This window comes from Pantoea sp. CTOTU50773, from assembly GCF_032082325.1.
Classification (GTDB): Bacteria; Pseudomonadota; Gammaproteobacteria; order Enterobacterales; family Enterobacteriaceae; genus Pantoea; species Pantoea communis.
The window spans coordinates 1-20,033 of the sequence record NZ_DAMDQC010000078.1; the positions used below are offsets into that span (position 1 = coordinate 1).

Here is a 20,033-nt window from a genome sequence, read left to right on the forward strand (position 1 = left end):
TTCTTTACCGTCTACATGGATTGTAGCCATAGTGAACATGCTTCCGTAAGGCTCGCCCTAAGACGAGCGTTAAACATCTAATTCTGTCCCCCGCGCCGTGTCGGCGTAGGGTGAATTCCGTGTACGGCGGCTGATTACCAGCGCGCTTTCAGCAGGTTGGGCTGAATACCACCGATCGATCGGGTATTGCCAAACACCTGCGGCGCAATGCCGGCTTCAAACTCTTCACGGAAATATTTAATCGCGCTCTGCAATGGCTCAACGGCACCCGGTGCGTGGGCACAGAAGGTTTTCCCTGGGCCGAGTTGGCGACAGAGTTGCAGCAGGGTTTCGATGTCACCCGGCTGGCCTTTTTTCTGCTCCAGCGCACGCAAGATCTTCACGCTCCATGGCAAGCCATCACGGCATGGCGTACACCAGCCACAGGACTCGCGCGCAAAGAATTCTTCCAGATTACGCACCAGCGAAACCATGCCAATTTCATGATCGACCGCCATCGCCAATGCCGTGCCTAAACGGCTGCCGGCTTTACCGATGCTGGCAAATTCCATTGGCAGATCAAGGTGTTGATCGGTCAGGAAATCCGTACCCGCACCGCCTGGCTGCCAGGCTTTAAATTTCAGGCCATCGCGCATGCCACCGGCATAATCTTCCAGAATCTCACGCGCGGTCGTGCCAAACGGCAGTTCCCACACGCCTGGATTTTTCACGCGGCCTGAGAAGCCCATCATTTTGGTACCGGTGTCTTCGCTGGTAGAGATGTTCTTGTACCAGTCAACGCCGTTGAGGAAGATGGCTGGGACGTTGGACAAGGTTTCCACGTTGTTGACGCAGGTTGGCTTGCCCCACACGCCCGCACTCGCCGGGAACGGTGGCTTAGAACGCGGGTTCGCACGACGACCTTCCAGTGAGTTGATCAGCGCGGTCTCTTCACCACAGATGTAACGTCCCGCGCCGGTGTGCACGATCAGTTCAAAATCGAAACCGGTACCGAGGATGTTTTTACCGAGGTATCCCGCTTCGGTGGCTTCGGCAATCGCACGGCGCAGATGCACGGCCGCTTCGATGTACTCGCCACGTAAGAAGATGTAGCCACGATAGGCTTTCAGGGCGAACGCACTGATCAGCATACCTTCCACCAACTGGTGCGGCATTTGCTCCATCAGCAGGCGGTCTTTATAGGTGCCCGGCTCCATTTCATCGGCGTTACACAGCAGGTAACGGATGTTCATGGATTCGTCTTTCGGCATCAGACTCCACTTCAGGCCGGTATTAAAGCCTGCGCCACCGCGACCTTTTAGACCGGAGTCTTTCACTGCCGCAACGATTTCGTCCTGGCTCATGCCTTTCAGTGCTTTATCAGCGCCGACATAACCGTTTTTACTGCGATATTCATCGATCCACACCGGCTGCTTGTCGTCGCGCAGACGCCAGGTGAGTGGATGCGTTTCCGCAGTACGAATGATCTGTTTAATGGTCATTGATACTGCTCCAGCAGATTGGCGATGCCTTCCGGGGTCAGATGAACATGGGTATCTTCATCCACCATCATGGTTGGGCCTTTGTCACAGTTGCCCAGGCAGCAGGTTGGCAGCAGGGTAAAGCGGCCATCGGCTGTGGTCTGGCCCGGCTTGATATTCAGATTCTGCTCAAGCGCAGCCTGAATGCCCTGGAAACCGGTGATGTGGCACACCACGCTGTCGCAATAACGAATGACGTGACGGCCAACCGGCGTGCGGTAGATCTGGCTGTAAAACGTCGCCACACCTTCTACGTCACTGGCTGGAATGCCCAACACTTCAGCAATGGCATTGATGGCACCATCTGGCACCCATCCACGCTGCTTCTGCACGATCTTCAACGCTTCAATTGAGGCGGCGCGTGCATCTTCGTAATGGTGTTTTTCGTGCTCAATAGCGTGGTGCTCGGTCTCGCTCAGCACAAAGACCTCATCAGGGTCGATAGTGTGAATGGCAATTTTTTGATCGTGCATAATTAGCGGTCCACGTCTGACATAACAAAATCGATACTACCGAGGTATACGATCAAGTCGGATACCAGGCTGCCGCGGATCACCGATGGGATCTGCTGCAGGTGCGGGAAGCTTGGCGTACGCACACGGGTGCGGTAGCTCATGGTGCTGCCATCGCTGGTCAGGTAGTAGCTGTTGATCCCTTTAGTCGCTTCAATCATCTGGAAGGATTCGTTGGCCGGCATGACCGGGCCCCAGGAAACCTGCAGGAAGTGCGTGATCAGGGTTTCGATATGTTGCAGCGTGCGCTCTTTTGGTGGCGGCGTGGTCAGCGGGTGATCCGCTTTGAACGGGCCTTCCGGCATGTTTTTCAGGCACTGTTCCAGAATGCGCAGTGACTGCCACATCTCTTCCATTTTGAGCTGAACGCGGGTGTAAGCATCACTGATGCCAGCGCCAACCGGGATCTCAAAGTCGAAGTTTTCGTAGCCTGAATACGGACGCCATTTACGCACATCAAAGTCGAGGCCGGTGGCACGCAGGCCAGCACCGGTGGTACCCCACGCCAGCGCTTCATCCATGTTGTACGCCGCAACGCCTTGCGAACGGCCCATCAGCACGGTGTTACGCAGTGCGGCTTTGTCATACTCTTTCAGACGCTTCGGCATCCAGTCGAGGAACTCACGCAGCAGACGCTCCCACCCTTTCGGCAGATCGTGCGCCACGCCGCCGATGCGGAACCAGGCTGGGTGCATACGGAAACCGGTAATTGCTTCAACCACGTCATAAATTTTCTGACGGTCGGTGAAGGCGAAGAACACCGGCGTCATGGCGCCCACGTCCTGTATAAAGGTGGAGATGTACAGCAAGTGACTGTTTATACGGAACAGCTCTGACAGCATCACGCGGATCACGTTGACGCGATCCGGCACGGTGATGCCGGCTAATTTTTCCACCGCCAGCACGTAAGGCATCTCGTTCACGCAGCCGCCGAGATATTCGATACGGTCGGTGTACGGAATGTAGCTGTGCCAGGATTGGCGCTCGCCCATCTTCTCAGCACCACGATGGTGGTAGCCGACATCCGGCACGCAGTCGACGATCTCTTCGCCATCCAACTGCAGAATGATACGGAAGGCACCGTGCGCGGACGGGTGGTTAGGACCCAGGTTGAGGAACATGAAATCCTCATTGGTGGTGCTACGCTTCATGCCCCAGTCTTCAGGCTTGAAGGTCAGCGCCTCCATTTCCAGATCTTCTTTCTGTTTGGTCAGTTCGAACGGGTCGAACTCAGTGGCACGCGCCGGGTAATCTTTACGCAGCGGATGGCCTTCCCAGGTCTGCGGCATCATGATGCGCGTCAGGTGCGGGTGACCATTAAAGGTGATACCAAACATCTCCCAGGTCTCGCGCTCATACCAGTTGGCATTGGCGAAGATTTTGGTGATGGTGGGCACATTCAGATCGTTTTCAGACAGCGCCACCTTGAGCATGATGTCGCGGTTGCGTTCAATCGACAGCAGGTGATAGAAAACGGAAAAATCCGCGGCGGGTAGACCGGCGCGGTGGGTGCGCAAACGCTCATCGAAACCGTGTAAGTCATACAGCATGACGTACGGCTTTGGCAGCTTACGCAGGAATTCGACAATTTCCAGTAACTGTTCACGTTTCACCCAGACGACCGGAATACCGGTGCGGGTGGCCTGAACGGTAAAGGCATCCGGCCCAAAACGGTTACGCAGCTCGCCGACCACTGGATCATCCAGATGGTCGCGGGTTTGCCATGCAGGCTGAGCGAGATCTTGCGTGGTTAAATCTGTCATACGTTACTCACCATTCCGGCCTGTAATCAGGCGCTAAAAGAAGGCGTCAGGATGGCGGCGCGCATTAAATTGTGATGTTCTGCTGCGGCCGTTGTGCCATCCGTGTACGGGAAGCTTAGACTTCGTCTGGCGTTCTCAGGTTAGTGACGGCAATACGCTCGCCGCGTTTTCTCTCACGCTCTGGCTGCATATTGGCGCGATAAACGCCCTGATCACCCACCACCCACGACAGTGGACGGCGCTCTTTACCAATCGACTCACGCAGCAGCAGCAGCGCTTGCATGTAAGCTTCAGGACGCGGTGGGCAGCCCGGAATGTACACGTCAACCGGCAGGAATTTATCCACGCCTTGCACCACAGAATAGATGTCGTACATGCCGCCCGAGTTTGCACAAGCACCCATGGAGATCACCCATTTCGGTTCCAGCATCTGGTCATACAAACGCTGAATAACCGGCGCCATTTTGGTAAACGGCGTACCGGCGATCACCATAAAGTCAGCCTGACGTGGGGAGGCGCGCATGACTTCCGCACCAAAACGCGCCACGTCATGCACCGCAGTGAATGACGTGGTCATTTCCACGTAGCAACAGGAAAGACCGAAATTGTACGGCCAGAGAGAGTTTTTACGACCCCAGTTCACCATGTCATGCAGGGCATGCTCGAGCTTGCCCATATAGACGCTGCGATGAACGTGCTGCTCCAGAGGATCGGTAACAATCTCCTGTTTCTGCAGCGGATAGCGATCGTTATCACCGCCGCCGTTCGGGTCTACGCGTGTCAGCGTGTAGTCCATCTTATTGCCTCGCTTTTACTGCTTATGAGGGTTGGTGTGGTTGTGACTGACCGGAATTGATTTGACCACTACGCGACGACGCGCAGGAGCCCAATCCAGTGCACCGATGCGCACCAGATAAACCAGGCCTGCCAATAGCACCAAAATGAAAATTGCGGCTTCGACAAAGCCGACCCATCCGCTCTCACGGATTGAAGTCGACCAGGCGTATAAATAGAGGGCTTCGACGTCGAAAATAACGAAGAACATCGCAACCAGATAGAATTTAGCGGAGAGGCGAATATGGGTATCACCGACGGATTCGATACCCGATTCAAACGGGGTGTCTTTATGGCGCGCCCGCGCACGACCACCTAACAACCAACCGCCGGTCAACATGAAGGCACACAGGCCAAATGCAATAACAATAAAAACAATAAACGCCCAGTGATGAGCGATCACTTCTGTGGTTGTCGACATACTCTTTGCTTACTCATCAAAAGTGGCGCTGGCATCCTGCACTGTTGCAGCAAACACACCACATGAATTCAAGGGAAGGATAAAAAACCTTGTAAACTATGCTGTCATTATCAAATAAGCAGCAATTTTATGGGGTTTTTTACTCCTTTCTATAACCTTTTGTCAACTTTGACAAAAGCATCCAAACATTAATTAACACCCGTAGCATATTATTAACAAATGAACCCCATCATACCAGCTAAATCGCTTCAGTTTGTGAGGTTAATTTCAGTGTAGCGGGTATTCACATGCATGGATCGTGCATTTAACAATCATATTTTGACAGGTCTTACAGGGATTTCCCCCCCCCTTATAGGGGGTATTTTTTTGATCCAGAACACATAATGGTGTTTTTTGCTGTAAAAATCGGCGATCGGTACAGGCAAATGCCCAGGGAAAGATGGCACGGAATGATAAAGAAGTTCCACTTTGAGCAAAAATGGAACAATTTCCATTTTTCAGGAAGAGAAGAAAATTATTGGTGGTGAATCGCGTTAGAAAGCGTGAATTAAAATGCATAAAAAAAGCCTTAGCTGATGTTTATCAGTCTAAGGCTCATTTTGATAAGTTTTAACAATTAAACGGTATTCCAACGTGAAGGAATAACCCGCTATTGTTGACCTTACTCTTCGTCATCCAGCAGCAGGGTGCCATCTGGATTTGCCGTCAGATTGTAAGGATCGTTGGTGGACTGCATCGCGTTGAAGATCGCCAGCGCCAACTCGTTATCACTGTCTGGGTTACGGCACAGCAGGTACTGAGTATCGGGCAATACCGGCAGCCCTTCAGCCGCACCCATTACACGCAGCTCTGGGCTCATCATCTCAACCGGGCGTGCTGTGACACCCAGACCCGCTTTCACTGCCGCACGCACTGCTGCCAGCGTTGATGCAACATAGGAAATGCGCCATGGGATGCCCGCTTCATTCAGGTGATCGATAGCCATGTCACGGTACGGACTTGGCTCATCCAGCAGCACCAGTGGAATGGCTTCGCCGCGCTGGAAGATGTAATCCGCAGCACAGTACCAAAGCGTCGGAGAAGTACGCAGGACCTGATGGGTGAAATTACCAGGACTGGACGTGGTGACAACCAGATCAACCTCACCCTGATTCAGCATTTCCATCATGAACGGGTTGCGTTTGACGCGCACATCAATGGCCAGCTTCGGATAGACCGACGTTACGCGGTTAAGCAGGAACGGCAGAATGGTATCGGAAGTGTCATCGGAGGCGCCGATGGTCAGTACGCCCTGGATGTTGCTGTACATTAAAGAGGTGCACGCTTCGTCATTGAAACGAAGGATCTTTCTGGCGTAGCCTAGCAACTGGATGCCATGCTCCGTCAACAGTTTATTACGTCCATGTCTGGCAAACAGCTCTTTACCTACCAATTGTTCCAGACGTTGCATCTGCTGACTTACTGCGGATTGCGTTCTGCACACTGCTGCAGCCGCCGCCGCAAAAGTATTCAAGTCAGCAACAGCAACAAAAGTACGCAGCAGATCGAGGTCGAGATTCAGTATCGGACGATTTGCATTAGTCATGTTTTTTCTTCACTTATAAGATTTTTTAAAACTACTACCCTGGTGTATTACCCTACTTATCAAATAGATAAGAGGTAATGGTGCTTAATGACAGCCCTGTGTGGAGCTGTCATGGAAAAATCGTGTCAGGCGGATGCCGACGGATACGTCACTCTGTATTCAGAGGAGTGCCGTCAAATAAGACAGAACAACTTCGGGTACGAAGACGTATGTCGCACAGATGCTGGAAGCTGCGTAGTTGTCTAGTTTCCCGCGAAAACGGCCTGCGGGTCAAAAAGAGATAACATCATGTTATGCTGATGCGAAGCGATAAAGTGCATCAAATAATAAATTATACTTAATCATTTTTACGCTTTAAAGGGAAATGTTTTCGATCAAATCATCGCATTTTTTGACCAAATCCCTTTTCCGCCACATCCTGCCACAACAGCGCTCATTTTTTAACCCCCCAGGTTCTTAAACTGCTGCAGCCGCGTTAAAGTTACAGTGTAAATGCTATTTAACCTGCTGCTGTTATCAGAATAGGTCACTTCGCAGCGCTTCATGCTGCCACCTTAAACTGATTAAGAATGCGTGACATTTAATGGCACCAGCGATGGCTGCAACGGCACTGTTTAGTTCTTAGACATCCAACAAGATTTCTTTAACTATTTCATCAGGTCGCTAATGGTTTTTTTTGCAGGATGTAAATAAAAAATTTCTTAATGACCTTCATTACCCATGGATTAACGGCTTTACAGTGCCAGCACAAACCACCAGCATTTTATATTACAAAAAAATCAAACAATAGAGTTATTAACCAGATTAACCTTCGCAAACTGCGTTTTACGCCACCCAAGACAGGAATCATTGGCAAACGCGCCAAAACCTTAAGCCGCCCTTCTTTTGTGACAGTGAGAGGAGTAAATTGGGCAGGTTTGATTTTGGTGGCAGGTTAAAGGACTCTGCCCGTTAAGGCGGTAACGATGAATTTTCAAATTGATAAATCCGGCAAGCTGGAAAATGTCTGTTATGACATCCGTGGCCCGGTACTGAAAGAAGCTAAGCGTCTGGAAGAAGAAGGTAATAAAGTTCTCAAACTCAACATCGGCAACCCTGCCCCGTTTGGTTTTGAAGCCCCTGATGAAATTCTGGTTGATGTGATTCGCAACCTGCCGAGTTCGCAAGGCTATTGTGATTCAAAAGGGCTGTATTCGGCGCGTAAAGCGATTATGCAGCACTACCAGGCGCGTGATATGCGCGATGTTACCGTCGAAGATATCTACATTGGTAACGGTGTCTCTGAACTGATTGTGCAGGCGATGCAAGCATTGCTGAACAGTGGTGATGAGATGCTGGTACCTGCGCCAGATTATCCGTTATGGACGGCAGCCGTGTCGCTGTCGAGCGGTAAAGCTGTGCATTATCTGTGTGATGAGTCTGCGGGCTGGTTCCCGGATTTGGACGATATCCGCAGTAAGATCACCCCGCGCACGCGTGGCATCGTCATCATTAACCCGAACAACCCAACGGGTGCGGTGTACAGCAAAGAACTGCTGATGGAAGTGGTGGAGATTGCGCGTCAGCACAACCTGATCATTTTCGCTGACGAAATCTACGACAAGATTTTGTATGACGAGTCACAGCACCATTCGATTGCGGCACTGGCGCCGGATCTGCTGACCGTGACCTTTAATGGTCTGTCTAAAACCTACCGTGTTGCGGGATTCCGTCAGGGTTGGATGGTGTTAAACGGTCCGAAGAAACACGCTAAGGGCTATATCGAAGGGCTGGAGATGCTGGCGTCGATGCGTTTGTGCGCCAACGTGCCTGCTCAGCATGCGATTCAAACGGCGTTAGGTGGCTATCAAAGTATCAGCGAGTTTATTGCACCTGGTGGTCGTTTGTATGAACAGCGCCAACGTGCCTGGGAATTGATCAACGACATTCCGGGCGTCAGCTGCGTGAAACCACAAGGCGCTTTGTACATGTTCCCGCGCATCGATCCCAAGAAATTCAACGTCTTTGATGATCAAAAAATGGTGCTGGATTTCCTGTTACAAGAGAAAGTGCTACTGGTTCAGGGTACCGCCTTTAACTGGCCATGGCCGGATCACGTGCGCATCGTCACCTTGCCACGTGTTGATGATCTGGAAATGGCGATCAATAAATTTGGTCGTTTCCTCCAAGGCTATCGTCAGTAGTCTGACACACTGACCCGCAATGCATGCATGCAGCAAGTGAATGAATCCAGGTTGCTTACCTGCGTGAGCGACTAGGGTAAGTGAACGCAGCTAACGTACATGCAACCCGAAGTATGAAGGGTATATACTGTTTTCATCTCGGGGAAGGCACTCCTTCCCCGCCGTGAGAACAGGAACCGTCTATGACCCGTAGCCACTTTTTTGCTCATCTCTCCCGTCTTAAACTGATTAATCGCTGGCCATTGATGCGCAACGTTCGCACCGAAAATGTCTCTGAACACAGTCTTCAGGTGGCGATGGTGGCGCATGCGTTGGCCATTATCAAAAACAAAAAATTTAACGGCAATCTCAATGCAGAGCGTATTGCGATGCTGGCGCTGTATCACGATGCCAGTGAAGTGCTGACCGGTGATTTACCCACGCCGGTGAAGTATTACAACGCGCAAATTGCTCATGAGTACAAAAAGATCGAAAAGATCGCTCAGCAGAAGTTGATCGAGATGTTGCCGCCGGAATTGCAGGATGCCTACCGTCCGTTGATTGACGAGCATTTGCATAGCGAGAGTGAACAAGCGGTGGTGAAGCAGGCTGACGCGCTGTGCGCCTACGTGAAATGTCTGGAAGAGCTGTCAGCAGGAAATAACGAGTTTTTGCTGGCTAAGGCACGTCTGGAGAAAACATTGTCACAGCGTCGTTCCCCCGAAATGGATTACTTTGTAGAGATATTCATTCCAAGCTTTAGCCTGTCGCTGGATGAAATTTCTCAGGATACCCCATTATAAAAAACGGGCCGCTATGGCCCGTTCTGTCAGACGTTGGCAGAAAGCGTAAACATGCCGTTTTCTGTAGGTGAAACCACCAGCGGTTCCAGTGTTTTCACCTGCCAGGTCACTTCATTCAGGCGCGGGGCATCCGTGGGGGCATTAACAGCAACCACTGCACTGCGCGCCTCCAGCCCGGCAATAATGCCGGCGGGCGCATCTTCAACCACAACGCATTCCGCTGCAGGCAGTCCCAGGCGTTCAGCACCCAGCAGATACGGCTCCGGGTTCGGTTTACCCAATTTGATGTTTTCTGCGGTAATGAACACCTCCGGCATCGGTAAACCCGCCGCTTTGTGACGCGCGTGAGCCACCGGGATAGATCCTGAAGTCACTATCGCCCAGGGAATCTGCAGTTCGTTGAGTGTGGCGAGCAATGCCTTTGCCCCCGGAATCGCTTGCACGCCCTGCGTATCTTCTGCTTCTAAACGCTCAAGCCACATAAACTCCGCCTGAATCGCCTCTTCAGACTGGCCTGCCATAAAATGGCGCAGTGAATTGATCGCTGGCTTACCGTGTATGAAGTTCAGGACTTCTTCCGCCGCAAGACCCTGGCGCTCGCCCCACAATGACCATGCGCGGATCACCGCAGGCAACGAATCCACCAATGTACCGTCCAAATCAAACAGAAAACCCCTGTACTCCACGCGTTGCTCCTTATTCAGGCATTAAGAATCTGCGCGATTTCGTTCGCGCTAAGATGATACTGACGCGGACAAGTGTGCCACACCGCCAGCATACGTTGGTATTTTTCCCACATCGGCGTCTGAGCATTGAAGCCGTGAGTTCCAGAATCAAAATGGGTGTAGCGTCCTTCGACGTTCACCATAAAGCGCACATAGCCGAGATAGCGCGCCTCGGTGGCCGCATCAAAGCCGAGAAACGCCAGACGGCGCTCTTCGATATTATTGGCTTCTTTCAGGTTCGACCAGGAGACATGCAGCGCATGGTGCATTTCCATAATATCGATGAGTTGGCGGCAGGTGGCTTCCGTTAGCTCGCCAAACTCTTTGTCGAGTTCGCGCAATTGCAGGCCGTAGCCCCGTTCGATGATGGTCTGGTAGCGGCGATAGCGCTCCGCATTTTCCGGCTCAAGCATCGCCATCATTTTGTATTGATTGGAGAGGATCAGTCGTTGTGCATGGGTCATTTCCACGGTTCGCTCCCGGGCCATCACGGCCGCTTAAGATTTAACAATGGATAAATGATTACACAAGGAAAGCGATGCGTGTTTGCCCGCATCACTTTTCTTTGATTTAAACCCGGTTACTGCACACATTCTCTGGCAGTAAAAGGGGATGATCGATCAAAGATCGTCGAGGAAGGTACGGTCGAGTTGTTTGAAGGCGCGCTTCAGCACATCGGCCAGCGCCTGATAAGTCGGTTTACCATCAACAGGGGCAATCGCTTGTCCCGCTTCTTCCAGTTTTGCGCGCACTTCGTGGAACCAGTGCAGCAACGTCGGCGGCAATGGCGTGATGGAGCGCTTACCCAGCCACCACAATCCCTGCATCGGCAGACTGCAGGCAAACAGTGCGGTGGCAATCGCCGGTCCCAACTGTCCGCCCATGGCGATTTGCCACGTCAGGGTGAATATCGCCAGCGGGGGCATAAAGCGGATGGCAAAACGCGTTGCCGTCACCACGCGGTTTTCCGGGAACATGGGGGCCAGTCGCTTATCGGCTGGCCAGGTCTTCATGTAACGCTGACCGTTCTGGAATAAACCAAACCAGCCGGGATTGCTTGTGTCATTCGCCATGATAGACCTCAACTAATTCTGCAACGATTAAAATATAATGATAACTACACAACTTTACGTGACATCCTTCAAAAGATTTTGTCTTTGCGGGTGACAGTGGGTATTCTGACGCCGTTTTAGCAACATTACCGGAAGCTTCAGCTCAATAAAAGAGCGGTTCAGAGCCATGTTTCGCTAAGCAGATTTCAAAAATCTGCGTAAAATTACCGAAATTTTTTTGCATGTCGGTCTCTTTTTGACTACCGCATGATGTTAATCATTAATCTACCAGCATTCATGGGCTACGCTGTTAGTCTGATTGCGTTATTTTTAGCCACTCTTTAATCAATAGGTACTTCCATGTCAACGAAGTTAGTACTGGTTCTGAACTGCGGCAGCTCTTCACTTAAGTTTGCCATCCTCAATCCAGCCACCGGTGACGAATATCTGTCAGGTCTGGCGGAGTGTTTCCATTTACCTGAAGCGCGTATCAAATGGAAACTGGAAGGCAGCAAACAAGAAGCGCCTCTCGGCGCAGGTGCAGCGCACAGTGAAGCGCTGAACTTTATTGTTAAAACTATTCTGGCACAAAAACCAGAGCTTTCGGCACAAATCGCTGCAATCGGCCATCGTATCGTTCACGGCGGCGAGCAGCTGACTCAATCGGTGATCATCGATGAATCGGTGATTCAGGGCATTAAAGATGCTTCCTCTTTTGCTCCGCTGCATAACCCGGCGCATCTGATCGGTATCGACGAAGCACTGAAGAACTTCCCTCATCTGTCAGATAAGAATGTGGCGGTTTTTGATACGGCATTCCATCAGACTATGCCGGAAGAGTCATATCTTTATGCTCTGCCGTACAAACTGTACAAAGAGCACGGCGTTCGTCGCTACGGCGCACACGGCACCAGCCACTACTATGTGACGCAGGAAGCCGCCAAAATGCTGAACAAGCCAGTTAATGAACTGAATATCATTACTTGCCACCTCGGCAACGGCGGTTCAGTCTCTGCTATCCGTAACGGCCAGTGCGTCGATACTTCTATGGGTCTGACACCGCTGGAAGGTCTGGTGATGGGCACCCGCAGTGGTGATATCGACCCGGCTATCGTGTTCTTCCTGCATGACACCCTCGGTATGAGCGTGGATGCGATCAATAAACTGCTGACCAAAGAGTCTGGTCTGCTGGGTCTGACCGAAGTCACCAGTGACTGCCGCTATGTTGAAGACAACTACGCGACCAAAGAAGATGCCAAGCGTGCGATGGACGTGTTCTGCCATCGTCTGGCGAAATACATCGGCAGCTACACCGCGCTGATGGAAGGTCGTCTGGATGCCGTGGTGTTCACCGGTGGTATCGGTGAGAACGCGGCGATGGTGCGTGAGCTGGCGCTGGCGAAACTGGGTCTTCTGGGCTTTGAAGTGGATCACGAGCGTAACCTCGCGGCCCGCTTCGGTAAGTCTGGCTTTATCAACAAAGAGGGCACCCGCCCGGCCGTGGTGATCCCAACCAACGAAGAGTTGGTTATCGCCCAGGACGCCGCGCGTCTGACCGCCTAAATACACTTCTCTCCGTCAGCTCAGGCTGACGGAGTTGTTTTGGCTAGTCTGCAACACCTGAGAGGTTTTTATAGTGTCACGTACAATCATGCTCATCCCTACCGGCACCAGCGTCGGCCTGACCAGCGTCAGCCTCGGCGTGATTCGTGCCATGGAGCGCAAAGGCGTTCGCCTGAGCGTGTTCAAGCCGATTGCCCAGCCACGTGCGGGCGGCGATGCGCCCGATCAGACCACCACCATCATTCGTAAGAACTCCGCGATCCCTGCCGCTGAACCGCTGCAGATGTCACGCGTTGAGTCACTGCTGGGTTCGAACCAGCAAGACGTGTTGATGGAAGAGATCATCGCTAACTACCACGCTAATGCGCAAGACGCGGAAGTGGTGTTGGTTGAAGGACTGGTGCCAACCCGCAAGCATCAGTTTGCCTCTTCACTGAACTATGAAATCGCAAAAACCCTGAATGCGGAAATCGTGTTTGTGACGGCGCTGGGCAATGATTCGCCTGCGCAATTGAAAGAGCGCATTGAATTAACGCAAAGCAGCTTTGGCGGCAGTAAGAACAAAAACATCACCGGCGTGATCATTAATAAACTGAATGCGCCAGTGGATGAGCAGGGTCGTACGCGCCCTGACCTGTCTGAAATTTTCGATGATTCGACGAAAGCAAATATTGCCAATATCGATCCTAAGCAGCTGTTTGCTAACAGCCCATTGCCGATTCTGGGCTGTGTACCCTGGAGTTTCGATCTGATCGCGACGCGTGCCATCGATATGTGCCGCCATCTGAATGCAGAGATCATTAACGAAGGTGAGATCCAGACCCGCCGCGTGAAATCGGTGACGTTCTGCGCACGTAGCATTCCGCATATGCTGGAGCACTTCCGTCCGGGTTCACTGCTGGTGACATCGGCCGATCGTCCAGACGTGCTGGTTGCAGCTTGTCTCGCCGCCATGAACGGTATTGAGATCGGTGCCGTGTTGCTGACCGGTGGTTATCAGATTGAAGCACCGATTGCGCGTCTGTGTGAACGTGCCTTCCAGACGGGCCTGCCGGTTTTTATGGTGAAAACCAATACCTGGCAGACCTCACTGAGCCTGCAGAGCTTTAATCTGGAAGTGCCTGCAGATGATACCCAGCGCATTGAGAAGGTGCAGGAGTATGTGGCCAGCTTTATCGATGCCGATTGGGTGGAATCACTCACTGCGACTTCCGAACGTAGCCGTCGTCTGTCTCCACCAGCCTTCCGTTATCAACTGACCGAGCTGGCACGTAAAGCAGGCAAACGCATTGTGCTGCCAGAAGGCGACGAGCCGCGTACCGTGAAAGCCGCTGCGATTTGTGCCGAGCGTGGCATTGCATCTTGTGTACTGTTGGGTAACCCGGATGAGATCCAGCGTGTCGCTGCCGCTCAGGGTGTGGTGCTGGGCCAGGGCATTGAGATTGTCGATCCAGAAGTGGTGCGCGAGAATTATGTGCCGCGTTTGGTTGAGTTGCGTAAGAGCAAAGGCATGACCGAAGTGGTCGCGCAGGAGCAGCTGGAAGATAACGTGATGCTCGGCACCATGATGCTGGAGCGCGGTGAAGTGGACGGTTTGGTGTCAGGTGCTGTTCATACCACCGCCAATACCATTCGTCCGCCGTTGCAGTTGATCAAGACCGCGCCAAACAGTTCACTGGTGTCTTCCGTGTTCTTTATGCTGCTGCCTGAGCAGGTGCTGGTGTACGGTGACTGCGCGATTAACCCGGATCCGAATCCAGAACAGCTGGCAGAGATCGCGATTCAGTCTGCGGATTCCGCCAAAGCCTTTGGTATCGATCCACGCGTGGCGATGATTTCTTACTCAACCGGTAACTCCGGTGCGGGTAGCGACGTTGAGAAGGTACGCGAAGCGACGCGTATCGCGCAGGAGAAACGTCCTGATCTGGTGATCGATGGTCCGTTGCAGTATGACGCTGCGATTATGGAAGATGTGGCGAAGTCGAAAGCACCAAACTCTGCCGTTGCAGGCCGTGCGACCGTGTTTATCTTCCCGGATCTGAACACCGGTAACACCACTTACAAAGCGGTTCAGCGTTCGGCCGACCTGATTTCCATCGGGCCGATGCTGCAGGGTATGCGCAAGCCAGTGAACGATCTGTCACGTGGCGCATTGGTGGATGACATTGTTTATACCATCGCACTGACCGCGATTCAGTCAAAGCAGGCGGAAGGTTAATTCCTTTTTCTTTCTGCTGAACGTAAGGAGCATGAGGGTTAAACCTTGTGCTCTTTTTTTTTGCTTTAAGATTGGTGGGTGGTGAAGGCTGGGTGTTGCTGTGGGCTGGGTGCAGTTGTCGCTGAATGCTCGGTGCAAACGACAGGGAAGGCCAGTCCGATCGCGAAGGATTAACGCATCCCTGCAGATCGGCCGCGCCGTCCATGGCGCGGACGCTTCGCTCTTCGCACTGGCCTGCCCTGTCTTTCAAACTTGATCATCGCTTTTGAGGTGCACACCTCAGCATTCTGACTGTTTGTCATGAAAGGCTATGTCGTACGTTTCTGTTAATACTCTTCTTCCCTGCCCTTCAAACTTCATCATCGCTTTTGTGGCGCACACCTTCGCATTCAGAGCGAATGTAACGTGGCGACTTTCACGCAGTGGTTCACTGGCAAAAAAACATCCTGACGATCACACTGATCTCAGGCTCCCGTGACTTGCGAGGTGAATGATGAGCAGCAGTGATGTGCACCGTCGTCGATTGAAGGCCACGCCGCGCGGTGTGGGTGTGATGTGTGATTTCTATGCGGTTAAGGCGGAAAACGCCACGGTTTCGGATCAGAATGGGCGTGAATACACTGACTTTGCGGCAGGCATTGCGGTGCTGAATACCGGGCATCGTCATCCGAAAGTGATGGCGGCCGTGCAGCAGCAGCTGGATAGCTTTACCCATACCGCGTTTCAGGTTATCCCTTACGAGAATTATATTCATCTCGCTGAGCGGCTTAACCAGCGCGTGCCCATTAGTGGCGAGGTGAAAACCACCTTCTTTTCCAGCGGTGCAGAAGCGGTAGAGAACGCGGTGAAGATTGCCCGCGCGGCGACCGGGCGTCCCGGCATTATTGCGTTCACAGGCGCATTCCACGGGCGCACCCATATGACGATGTCACTGACGGGCAAAGTCGTGCCTTACAAAACCGGCTTTGGGCCGTTTGCCGGTTCGGTATTTCACGCCCAGTATCCTAATGCGCTGCACAACGTGAGCGTGCATCAGGCATTAGAGAGTCTGGAAGCGATTTTCCGCAGTGATATCAGCCCACAGCAGGTGGCGGCGATCATTTTCGAACCCGTGCAGGGCGAAGGCGGTTTTTATATTGCGCCACCAGCGTTTGTATCTGCTTTACGTGCCTTATGCGATCGTCACGGCATTTTGTTAATCGCCGATGAGATTCAGAGCGGTTTTGCACGCACCGGCAAGCTGTTCGCCAGTGAGTATTACGATGTGCAGCCAGATTTGATCACCATGGCAAAAAGTCTGGCGGGCGGGTTTCCGTTATCGGCCGTATCCGGGCGTGCCGAAGTGATGGATGCCCCTGAGCCGGGTGGTTTAGGTGGCACTTATGCGGGCAGCCCGCCCGCGATAGCCGCCGCGCATGCCGTGCTGGATATTATTGATGAAGAACAGCTGTGCGCACGCGCTAATCAATTGGGCGAACAGCTCAGTGCCACTTTGCGGAGTGCAGGATGCACATCCCTTGCTGAGGTGCGCGGTTACGGCTCAATGGTTGCGGCAGAGTTTCAGGATGACGCAGGCCGACCATCAGCAGAAATCACCAAAGCGATTCAGTTACAGGCGCTGGCACAAGGGCTGATTTTACTGACCTGTGGCGTACACAGTAATGTGATCCGTTTTCTTTATCCGCTGACGATTCCGCAGCCACAGTTTGATAAGGCCCTGCAACTGCTCAAAGACATTTTACGTGAGCATTAGAAACAACAAAGGCGCCGTTGGGCGCCTTGTTCGAACGTAGCGGGAATCAGGATTCGCTGCTCTGCTTGCGACGCGCGGCATCGCTGTTGCGGCTCAGCCACAGTGATACGGCTTTGAGCGAGTCGTCGGTGAATTCATCGCAGCGTGCAGTGATCTCTTCTGGCGTCATCCAGAACACTTCATCCACTTCTTCTTCCTGCATGGCGAATGGGCCATGTGACACACAGCTAAACAATCCACCCCAGACGCGGCAGTGCTCATCTTCGAAGTAGAATTTACCATGCTCGGCAAACGGCACTGCGGCGATCCCTAACTCTTCTTCCGCTTCACGGCGTGCAGATTCCAGCATGTCTTCACCACTCTGCACTACGCCACCGGCGGTCGCATCGAGCATACCCGGCATGAAGTCTTTGATTTCAGTACGACGCTGCACCAGAATTTTGCCCATACCATCATGCACCACGATGTAGGTCGCACGATGACGCAAATTCTGCGCACGCATCTGCGCACGGCTGGCCTGCGCAATGACTTCGTTCTCTTCACTAACGATATCAACCCACTCGATACCGCTATCTGCCGTTTGATCCACCATCCGTAACCCTTTTCTGTTTTCGGCGTGCCCAGCACGCGCCTGTTTGCGATGCCTTATTAGAATGAGCGGTAAGGTAAAGCGTTCTTTTCGCCTCCGCAAGGCTCTTCGTGCTTAGCGCGACTTACCCGATTCGGCCAGCCACAATTGCACTGACGCACGTTGCCACTGAAACTCGGCGTAATGCTGCAATTTCACCGGTAACGTGTCGCCATGCAGTGCCAGGCGGTTAATCATCACTGCCAAATCGGTGTCGGCAATCGACCATTCACCAAACAGGTTTTGTTGTCCATCCGGAAGCAGACGCTGAACCGCCGCGATCAATTTGCTTGCCGCCTGCTCGCCTGCCGGGGTTAATGGCGCAAAGCGCTCGCCGGCAAACAGCACTTCCGTCGGACGCTCAGCACGCAGCGCCATTAAATCACTGCGCAACCACGCCTGCACTTCACGCGCGTGCGCACGCTTTTCACGATCGCGTGGATAGAGACGCTCAAATTCAGGGGCCGGAAAACGCTCTTCGAGGTATTCAGCAATCGCTGAAGATTCATTGAGCACCAGATCATCAATCTGCAGCGTAGGTACGCGACACGTCAGCGACAGCGCGCGGTAGTCATCATCAAGCTGAGCGTTTTGCGCTAAGTCCACGCGCTTCAGGGTGAAAGGAATGCCTTTCTCGGTGAGTGCAACGTAGACAGACATGGCGTAAGGGCTGAAAAAGGATGCATCGGACCACAAGGTGATGGATGGATAGTTCATCGGCTGCCTCAATAAGCATCAGGTGTGCTTTCTATTTACCGATTTTTATTTGTTAAGGCAATGGTGTGCTGGTCGGATCTTTGACCTTAAGACCAATACAAACTTTCCCTTTTTCTTCATTAGCGTAAGCGCTGTCACGCTATCCGTGCGCTTCTCTTCTATGATCAGTCTGAGCAGAAAATAAATTACAAGGAGGCTCAGCATGCACCTGCTTATTACCGGTGGCACAGGTTTGATAGGCCGCCATCTGATACCGCGCCTGCTGTTGCTCGGGCATCAGGTGAACGTCGTCACCCGAGATGTCGCGGCGGCACGGGACAAACTGGATCCTCGCGTTTCGCTTTGGTCCGGTATCAATCAGCAAACCGATCTCGACGGTATTGATGGCGTGATTAATCTGGCGGGCGAGCCGATCGCCGATAAACGCTGGACCGAACAACAGAAACAGCGGCTGTGTGAAAGTCGCTGGCAGATCACCGAGCAAATCGTTTCGCTGATCCACGCCAGCAGCAACCCACCGCATTTTTTAATTTCCGGATCCGCGACCGGTTTTTATGGTGATACCGGCGATCTGGTATTAACGGAAGACGATCCCGGTCACGATGAGTTCACTCATGCCCTGTGTGCACGTTGGGAACAGCTGGCACTTAATGCACAGAGCGATCGCACCCGGGTTTGTTTATTACGCACTGGCGTAGTGCTGGCAGAGGAAGGCGGCGCGCTGGCAAAAATGAAGCTACCGTTCAAACTTGGCGTCGGCGGTCCGATTGGCAGTGGGAAGCAGTATCTGCCGTGGATTCACATTGACGATCTGGTTAACGCGATAATCTGGCTGATCGACAATAACGACCTGAGCGGACCGTTCAATATGGTTGCGCCTTATGCGGTGCGCAATGAGCAGTTCGCCGCCACACTCGGCCACGTGATGCATCGACCGGCGTTTATGCGCACCCCAGCCAGCGCGATTAAGTTGATGATGGGAGAATCTGCCGTGCTGGTGCTGGGTGGGCAGCATGTTTTGCCGAAACGGCTGGAGGAGTCGGGTTTTGGCTTCCGCTGGTATGATTTGCAGGAAGCGCTGCAGGATGTGGTCTGATAAACAGACGGCGGCCCTGAGCCGCCGTTTTTCGCTTAGCTGCGTTGTTCCGCTACTCGCGATTTCACCGCCCTCTCTTCACGCGTATGTCCCGGCTGCGGCACGCGAATGATAAAGGTCAGCACCCCCGCAAACACATACAGCGCGGTATAAGCCCATACCACCCCGACGATATCAAAGAACGGCAGCATCACTGAGGCGATAGCCGGAGCCACGAAATTGCTCAGGCCCGCCGACAGGTTGTAGATCGAGACGGCGGCACCTTTATGATGCGGTTCCAGCGTTGGAAATACCGCCGTCATCGGTACAAATGCCGCCACAAAGATCCCCAGCATCACTGCCGGAATCAGCGCCACCCAGAAGTTGTGACCGGCATACAGCGGCAGGTAATAAAACATCAGACTGGAAATCGCCATTCCCAGGCAACCAAACCAGCGCACCTGGCGGATCCAGCCTAGCTTCTCACCGGTGATGCCCCAGAAGATGTTGGTGAAAATGGTAACAAAGAAGAACACCGCCCAGATCTGCAGCCATTCAGAGATAGTGAAGCCGAGACGATCGACAAACAGCAGTGGCATGATGATGGCAAAACCAAACAGCGACAGCGTGTTGATGATGCGAATCAGGCAGGCATAAAACACGTGCTGATTCGTGAACAGGATGGTCACGGCCCGCGACATC

At 52.8% G+C, this 20,033-nt stretch carries 19 protein-coding genes; 7 read left to right on the forward strand and 12 right to left on the reverse strand.

Going from position 1 to position 20,033, the window contains the following annotated elements; genetic code table 11:
- Positions 1 to 134: 134 nt before the first annotated feature.
- The 6 genes from nuoF to lrhA form a co-directional block, all read right to left on the reverse strand.
- Positions 135 to 1,475, reverse strand: a complete 1,341-nt coding sequence (gene nuoF, locus RT340_RS13615; protein WP_176505727.1) for an NADH-quinone oxidoreductase subunit NuoF — start codon at positions 1,473 to 1,475, stop codon at positions 135 to 137.
- A gap of 2 nt (positions 1,476 to 1,477) precedes the next feature.
- Complete coding sequence (gene nuoE / locus RT340_RS13620) at positions 1,478 to 1,993, reverse strand: NADH-quinone oxidoreductase subunit NuoE (protein WP_058961298.1); 516 nt, start codon at positions 1,991 to 1,993, stop codon at positions 1,478 to 1,480.
- A gap of 2 nt (positions 1,994 to 1,995) precedes the next feature.
- Positions 1,996 to 3,795, reverse strand: a complete 1,800-nt coding sequence (gene nuoC, locus RT340_RS13625) for an NADH-quinone oxidoreductase subunit C/D (protein ID WP_097116580.1) — start codon at positions 3,793 to 3,795, stop codon at positions 1,996 to 1,998.
- Positions 3,796 to 3,910: 115 nt separating this feature from the next.
- The gene (locus RT340_RS13630; protein WP_007889318.1) at positions 3,911 to 4,591 is read right to left on the reverse strand and encodes a NuoB/complex I 20 kDa subunit family protein; all 681 of its coding nucleotides are present in this window, start codon (positions 4,589 to 4,591) and stop codon (positions 3,911 to 3,913) included.
- 15 nt (positions 4,592 to 4,606) lie between these two features.
- On the reverse strand, positions 4,607 to 5,050 hold the full coding sequence (locus tag RT340_RS13635; RefSeq protein ID WP_034825074.1) for an NADH-quinone oxidoreductase subunit A: 444 nt from the start codon (positions 5,048 to 5,050) through the stop codon (positions 4,607 to 4,609).
- Between the two features lie 661 nt (positions 5,051 to 5,711).
- Positions 5,712 to 6,635 (reverse strand): transcriptional regulator LrhA, encoded by a 924-nt coding sequence (gene lrhA, locus RT340_RS13640; RefSeq protein ID WP_034825076.1) that lies wholly within the window; start codon positions 6,633 to 6,635, stop codon positions 5,712 to 5,714.
- Between the two features lie 704 nt (positions 6,636 to 7,339).
- Between lrhA and RT340_RS13645 the strand changes: the two genes are divergently transcribed.
- From RT340_RS13645 to yfbR, 3 genes are all read left to right on the forward strand, one after another.
- Positions 7,340 to 7,573, forward strand: a complete 234-nt coding sequence (locus RT340_RS13645) for a hypothetical protein (RefSeq protein ID WP_211728248.1) — start codon at positions 7,340 to 7,342, stop codon at positions 7,571 to 7,573.
- A gap of 27 nt (positions 7,574 to 7,600) precedes the next feature.
- Positions 7,601 to 8,818 (forward strand): pyridoxal phosphate-dependent aminotransferase, encoded by a 1,218-nt coding sequence (locus RT340_RS13650; protein WP_211728249.1) that lies wholly within the window; start codon positions 7,601 to 7,603, stop codon positions 8,816 to 8,818.
- 182 nt (positions 8,819 to 9,000) lie between these two features.
- Positions 9,001 to 9,600, forward strand: a complete 600-nt coding sequence (yfbR, locus tag RT340_RS13655; RefSeq protein WP_034825080.1) for a 5'-deoxynucleotidase — start codon at positions 9,001 to 9,003, stop codon at positions 9,598 to 9,600.
- 26 nt (positions 9,601 to 9,626) lie between these two features.
- On the opposite strand, the gene RT340_RS13660 is transcribed toward yfbR, so the two are convergent.
- The 3 genes from RT340_RS13660 to yfbV form a co-directional block, all read right to left on the reverse strand.
- Positions 9,627 to 10,286: a sugar phosphatase gene (locus RT340_RS13660; protein WP_058961295.1), complete on the reverse strand. Its 660-nt coding sequence runs from the start codon at positions 10,284 to 10,286 to the stop codon at positions 9,627 to 9,629.
- A 14-nt stretch (positions 10,287 to 10,300) separates the two neighbouring features.
- Positions 10,301 to 10,795: a YfbU family protein gene (locus RT340_RS13665; RefSeq protein ID WP_097116578.1), complete on the reverse strand. Its 495-nt coding sequence runs from the start codon at positions 10,793 to 10,795 to the stop codon at positions 10,301 to 10,303.
- A gap of 150 nt (positions 10,796 to 10,945) precedes the next feature.
- Entirely contained in the window at positions 10,946 to 11,398 is a 453-nt protein-coding gene (yfbV, locus tag RT340_RS13670; protein ID WP_034825085.1) for a terminus macrodomain insulation protein YfbV, read from the reverse strand.
- A 339-nt stretch (positions 11,399 to 11,737) separates the two neighbouring features.
- Between yfbV and ackA the strand changes: the two genes are divergently transcribed.
- The 3 genes from ackA to RT340_RS13685 all read left to right on the forward strand — a co-directional run bounded on the left by ackA (position 11,738) and on the right by RT340_RS13685 (position 16,911).
- Positions 11,738 to 12,940: an acetate kinase gene (gene ackA, locus RT340_RS13675; protein WP_097116577.1), complete on the forward strand. Its 1,203-nt coding sequence runs from the start codon at positions 11,738 to 11,740 to the stop codon at positions 12,938 to 12,940.
- Between the two features lie 73 nt (positions 12,941 to 13,013).
- Complete coding sequence (pta, locus tag RT340_RS13680) at positions 13,014 to 15,158, forward strand: phosphate acetyltransferase (RefSeq protein ID WP_176505707.1); 2,145 nt, start codon at positions 13,014 to 13,016, stop codon at positions 15,156 to 15,158.
- Positions 15,159 to 15,651: 493 nt separating this feature from the next.
- Complete coding sequence (locus RT340_RS13685) at positions 15,652 to 16,911, forward strand: 4-aminobutyrate--2-oxoglutarate transaminase (RefSeq protein ID WP_211728250.1); 1,260 nt, start codon at positions 15,652 to 15,654, stop codon at positions 16,909 to 16,911.
- 46 nt (positions 16,912 to 16,957) lie between these two features.
- Here the strand turns inward: RT340_RS13685 and yfcD are convergent, their stop codons facing one another.
- Together yfcD and yfcF are read right to left on the reverse strand one after the other, a co-directional pair.
- Positions 16,958 to 17,503 carry an NUDIX hydrolase YfcD gene (yfcD, locus tag RT340_RS13690; RefSeq protein WP_034825091.1) on the reverse strand — a complete coding sequence of 182 codons (546 nt, stop codon included), beginning with the start codon at positions 17,501 to 17,503 and terminating at the stop codon, positions 16,958 to 16,960.
- 111 nt (positions 17,504 to 17,614) lie between these two features.
- Positions 17,615 to 18,256 carry a glutathione transferase gene (yfcF, locus tag RT340_RS13695; RefSeq protein WP_038645717.1) on the reverse strand — a complete coding sequence of 214 codons (642 nt, stop codon included), beginning with the start codon at positions 18,254 to 18,256 and terminating at the stop codon, positions 17,615 to 17,617.
- Between the two features lie 202 nt (positions 18,257 to 18,458).
- On the opposite strand from yfcF, the gene RT340_RS13700 reads away from it, so the two are divergent.
- Complete coding sequence (locus tag RT340_RS13700) at positions 18,459 to 19,352, forward strand: TIGR01777 family oxidoreductase (protein ID WP_097116574.1); 894 nt, start codon at positions 18,459 to 18,461, stop codon at positions 19,350 to 19,352.
- 35 nt (positions 19,353 to 19,387) lie between these two features.
- Here RT340_RS13700 and RT340_RS13705 read toward each other — a convergent pair.
- Positions 19,388 to 20,033: MFS transporter (locus tag RT340_RS13705; RefSeq protein ID WP_313376537.1), on the reverse strand; the 646-nt coding region annotated here is incomplete at its 5' end.

Excerpts from the sequence above, each read along its gene's own strand:
- nuoE (WP_058961298.1), bottom strand. The coding sequence starts at position 1,993 with ATGCACGATCAAAAAATTGCCATTCACACTATCGACCCTGATGAGGTC.
- nuoC (WP_097116580.1), bottom strand. The coding sequence starts at position 3,795 with ATGACAGATTTAACCACGCAAGATCTCGCTCAGCCTGCATGGCAAACC.
- RT340_RS13630 (WP_007889318.1), bottom strand. The coding sequence starts at position 4,591 with ATGGACTACACGCTGACACGCGTAGACCCGAACGGCGGCGGTGATAAC.
- RT340_RS13635 (WP_034825074.1), bottom strand. The coding sequence starts at position 5,050 with ATGTCGACAACCACAGAAGTGATCGCTCATCACTGGGCGTTTATTGTT.
- lrhA (WP_034825076.1), bottom strand. The coding sequence starts at position 6,635 with ATGACTAATGCAAATCGTCCGATACTGAATCTCGACCTCGATCTGCTG.
- RT340_RS13645 (WP_211728248.1), top strand. The coding sequence starts at position 7,340 with ATGACCTTCATTACCCATGGATTAACGGCTTTACAGTGCCAGCACAAA.
- RT340_RS13650 (WP_211728249.1), top strand. The coding sequence starts at position 7,601 with ATGAATTTTCAAATTGATAAATCCGGCAAGCTGGAAAATGTCTGTTAT.
- yfbR (WP_034825080.1), top strand. The coding sequence starts at position 9,001 with ATGACCCGTAGCCACTTTTTTGCTCATCTCTCCCGTCTTAAACTGATT.
- yfbV (WP_034825085.1), bottom strand. The coding sequence starts at position 11,398 with ATGGCGAATGACACAAGCAATCCCGGCTGGTTTGGTTTATTCCAGAAC.
- ackA (WP_097116577.1), top strand. The coding sequence starts at position 11,738 with ATGTCAACGAAGTTAGTACTGGTTCTGAACTGCGGCAGCTCTTCACTT.
- RT340_RS13685 (WP_211728250.1), top strand. The coding sequence starts at position 15,652 with ATGAGCAGCAGTGATGTGCACCGTCGTCGATTGAAGGCCACGCCGCGC.
- yfcD (WP_034825091.1), bottom strand. The coding sequence starts at position 17,503 with ATGGTGGATCAAACGGCAGATAGCGGTATCGAGTGGGTTGATATCGTT.
- yfcF (WP_038645717.1), bottom strand. The coding sequence starts at position 18,256 with ATGAACTATCCATCCATCACCTTGTGGTCCGATGCATCCTTTTTCAGC.
- RT340_RS13700 (WP_097116574.1), top strand. The coding sequence starts at position 18,459 with ATGCACCTGCTTATTACCGGTGGCACAGGTTTGATAGGCCGCCATCTG.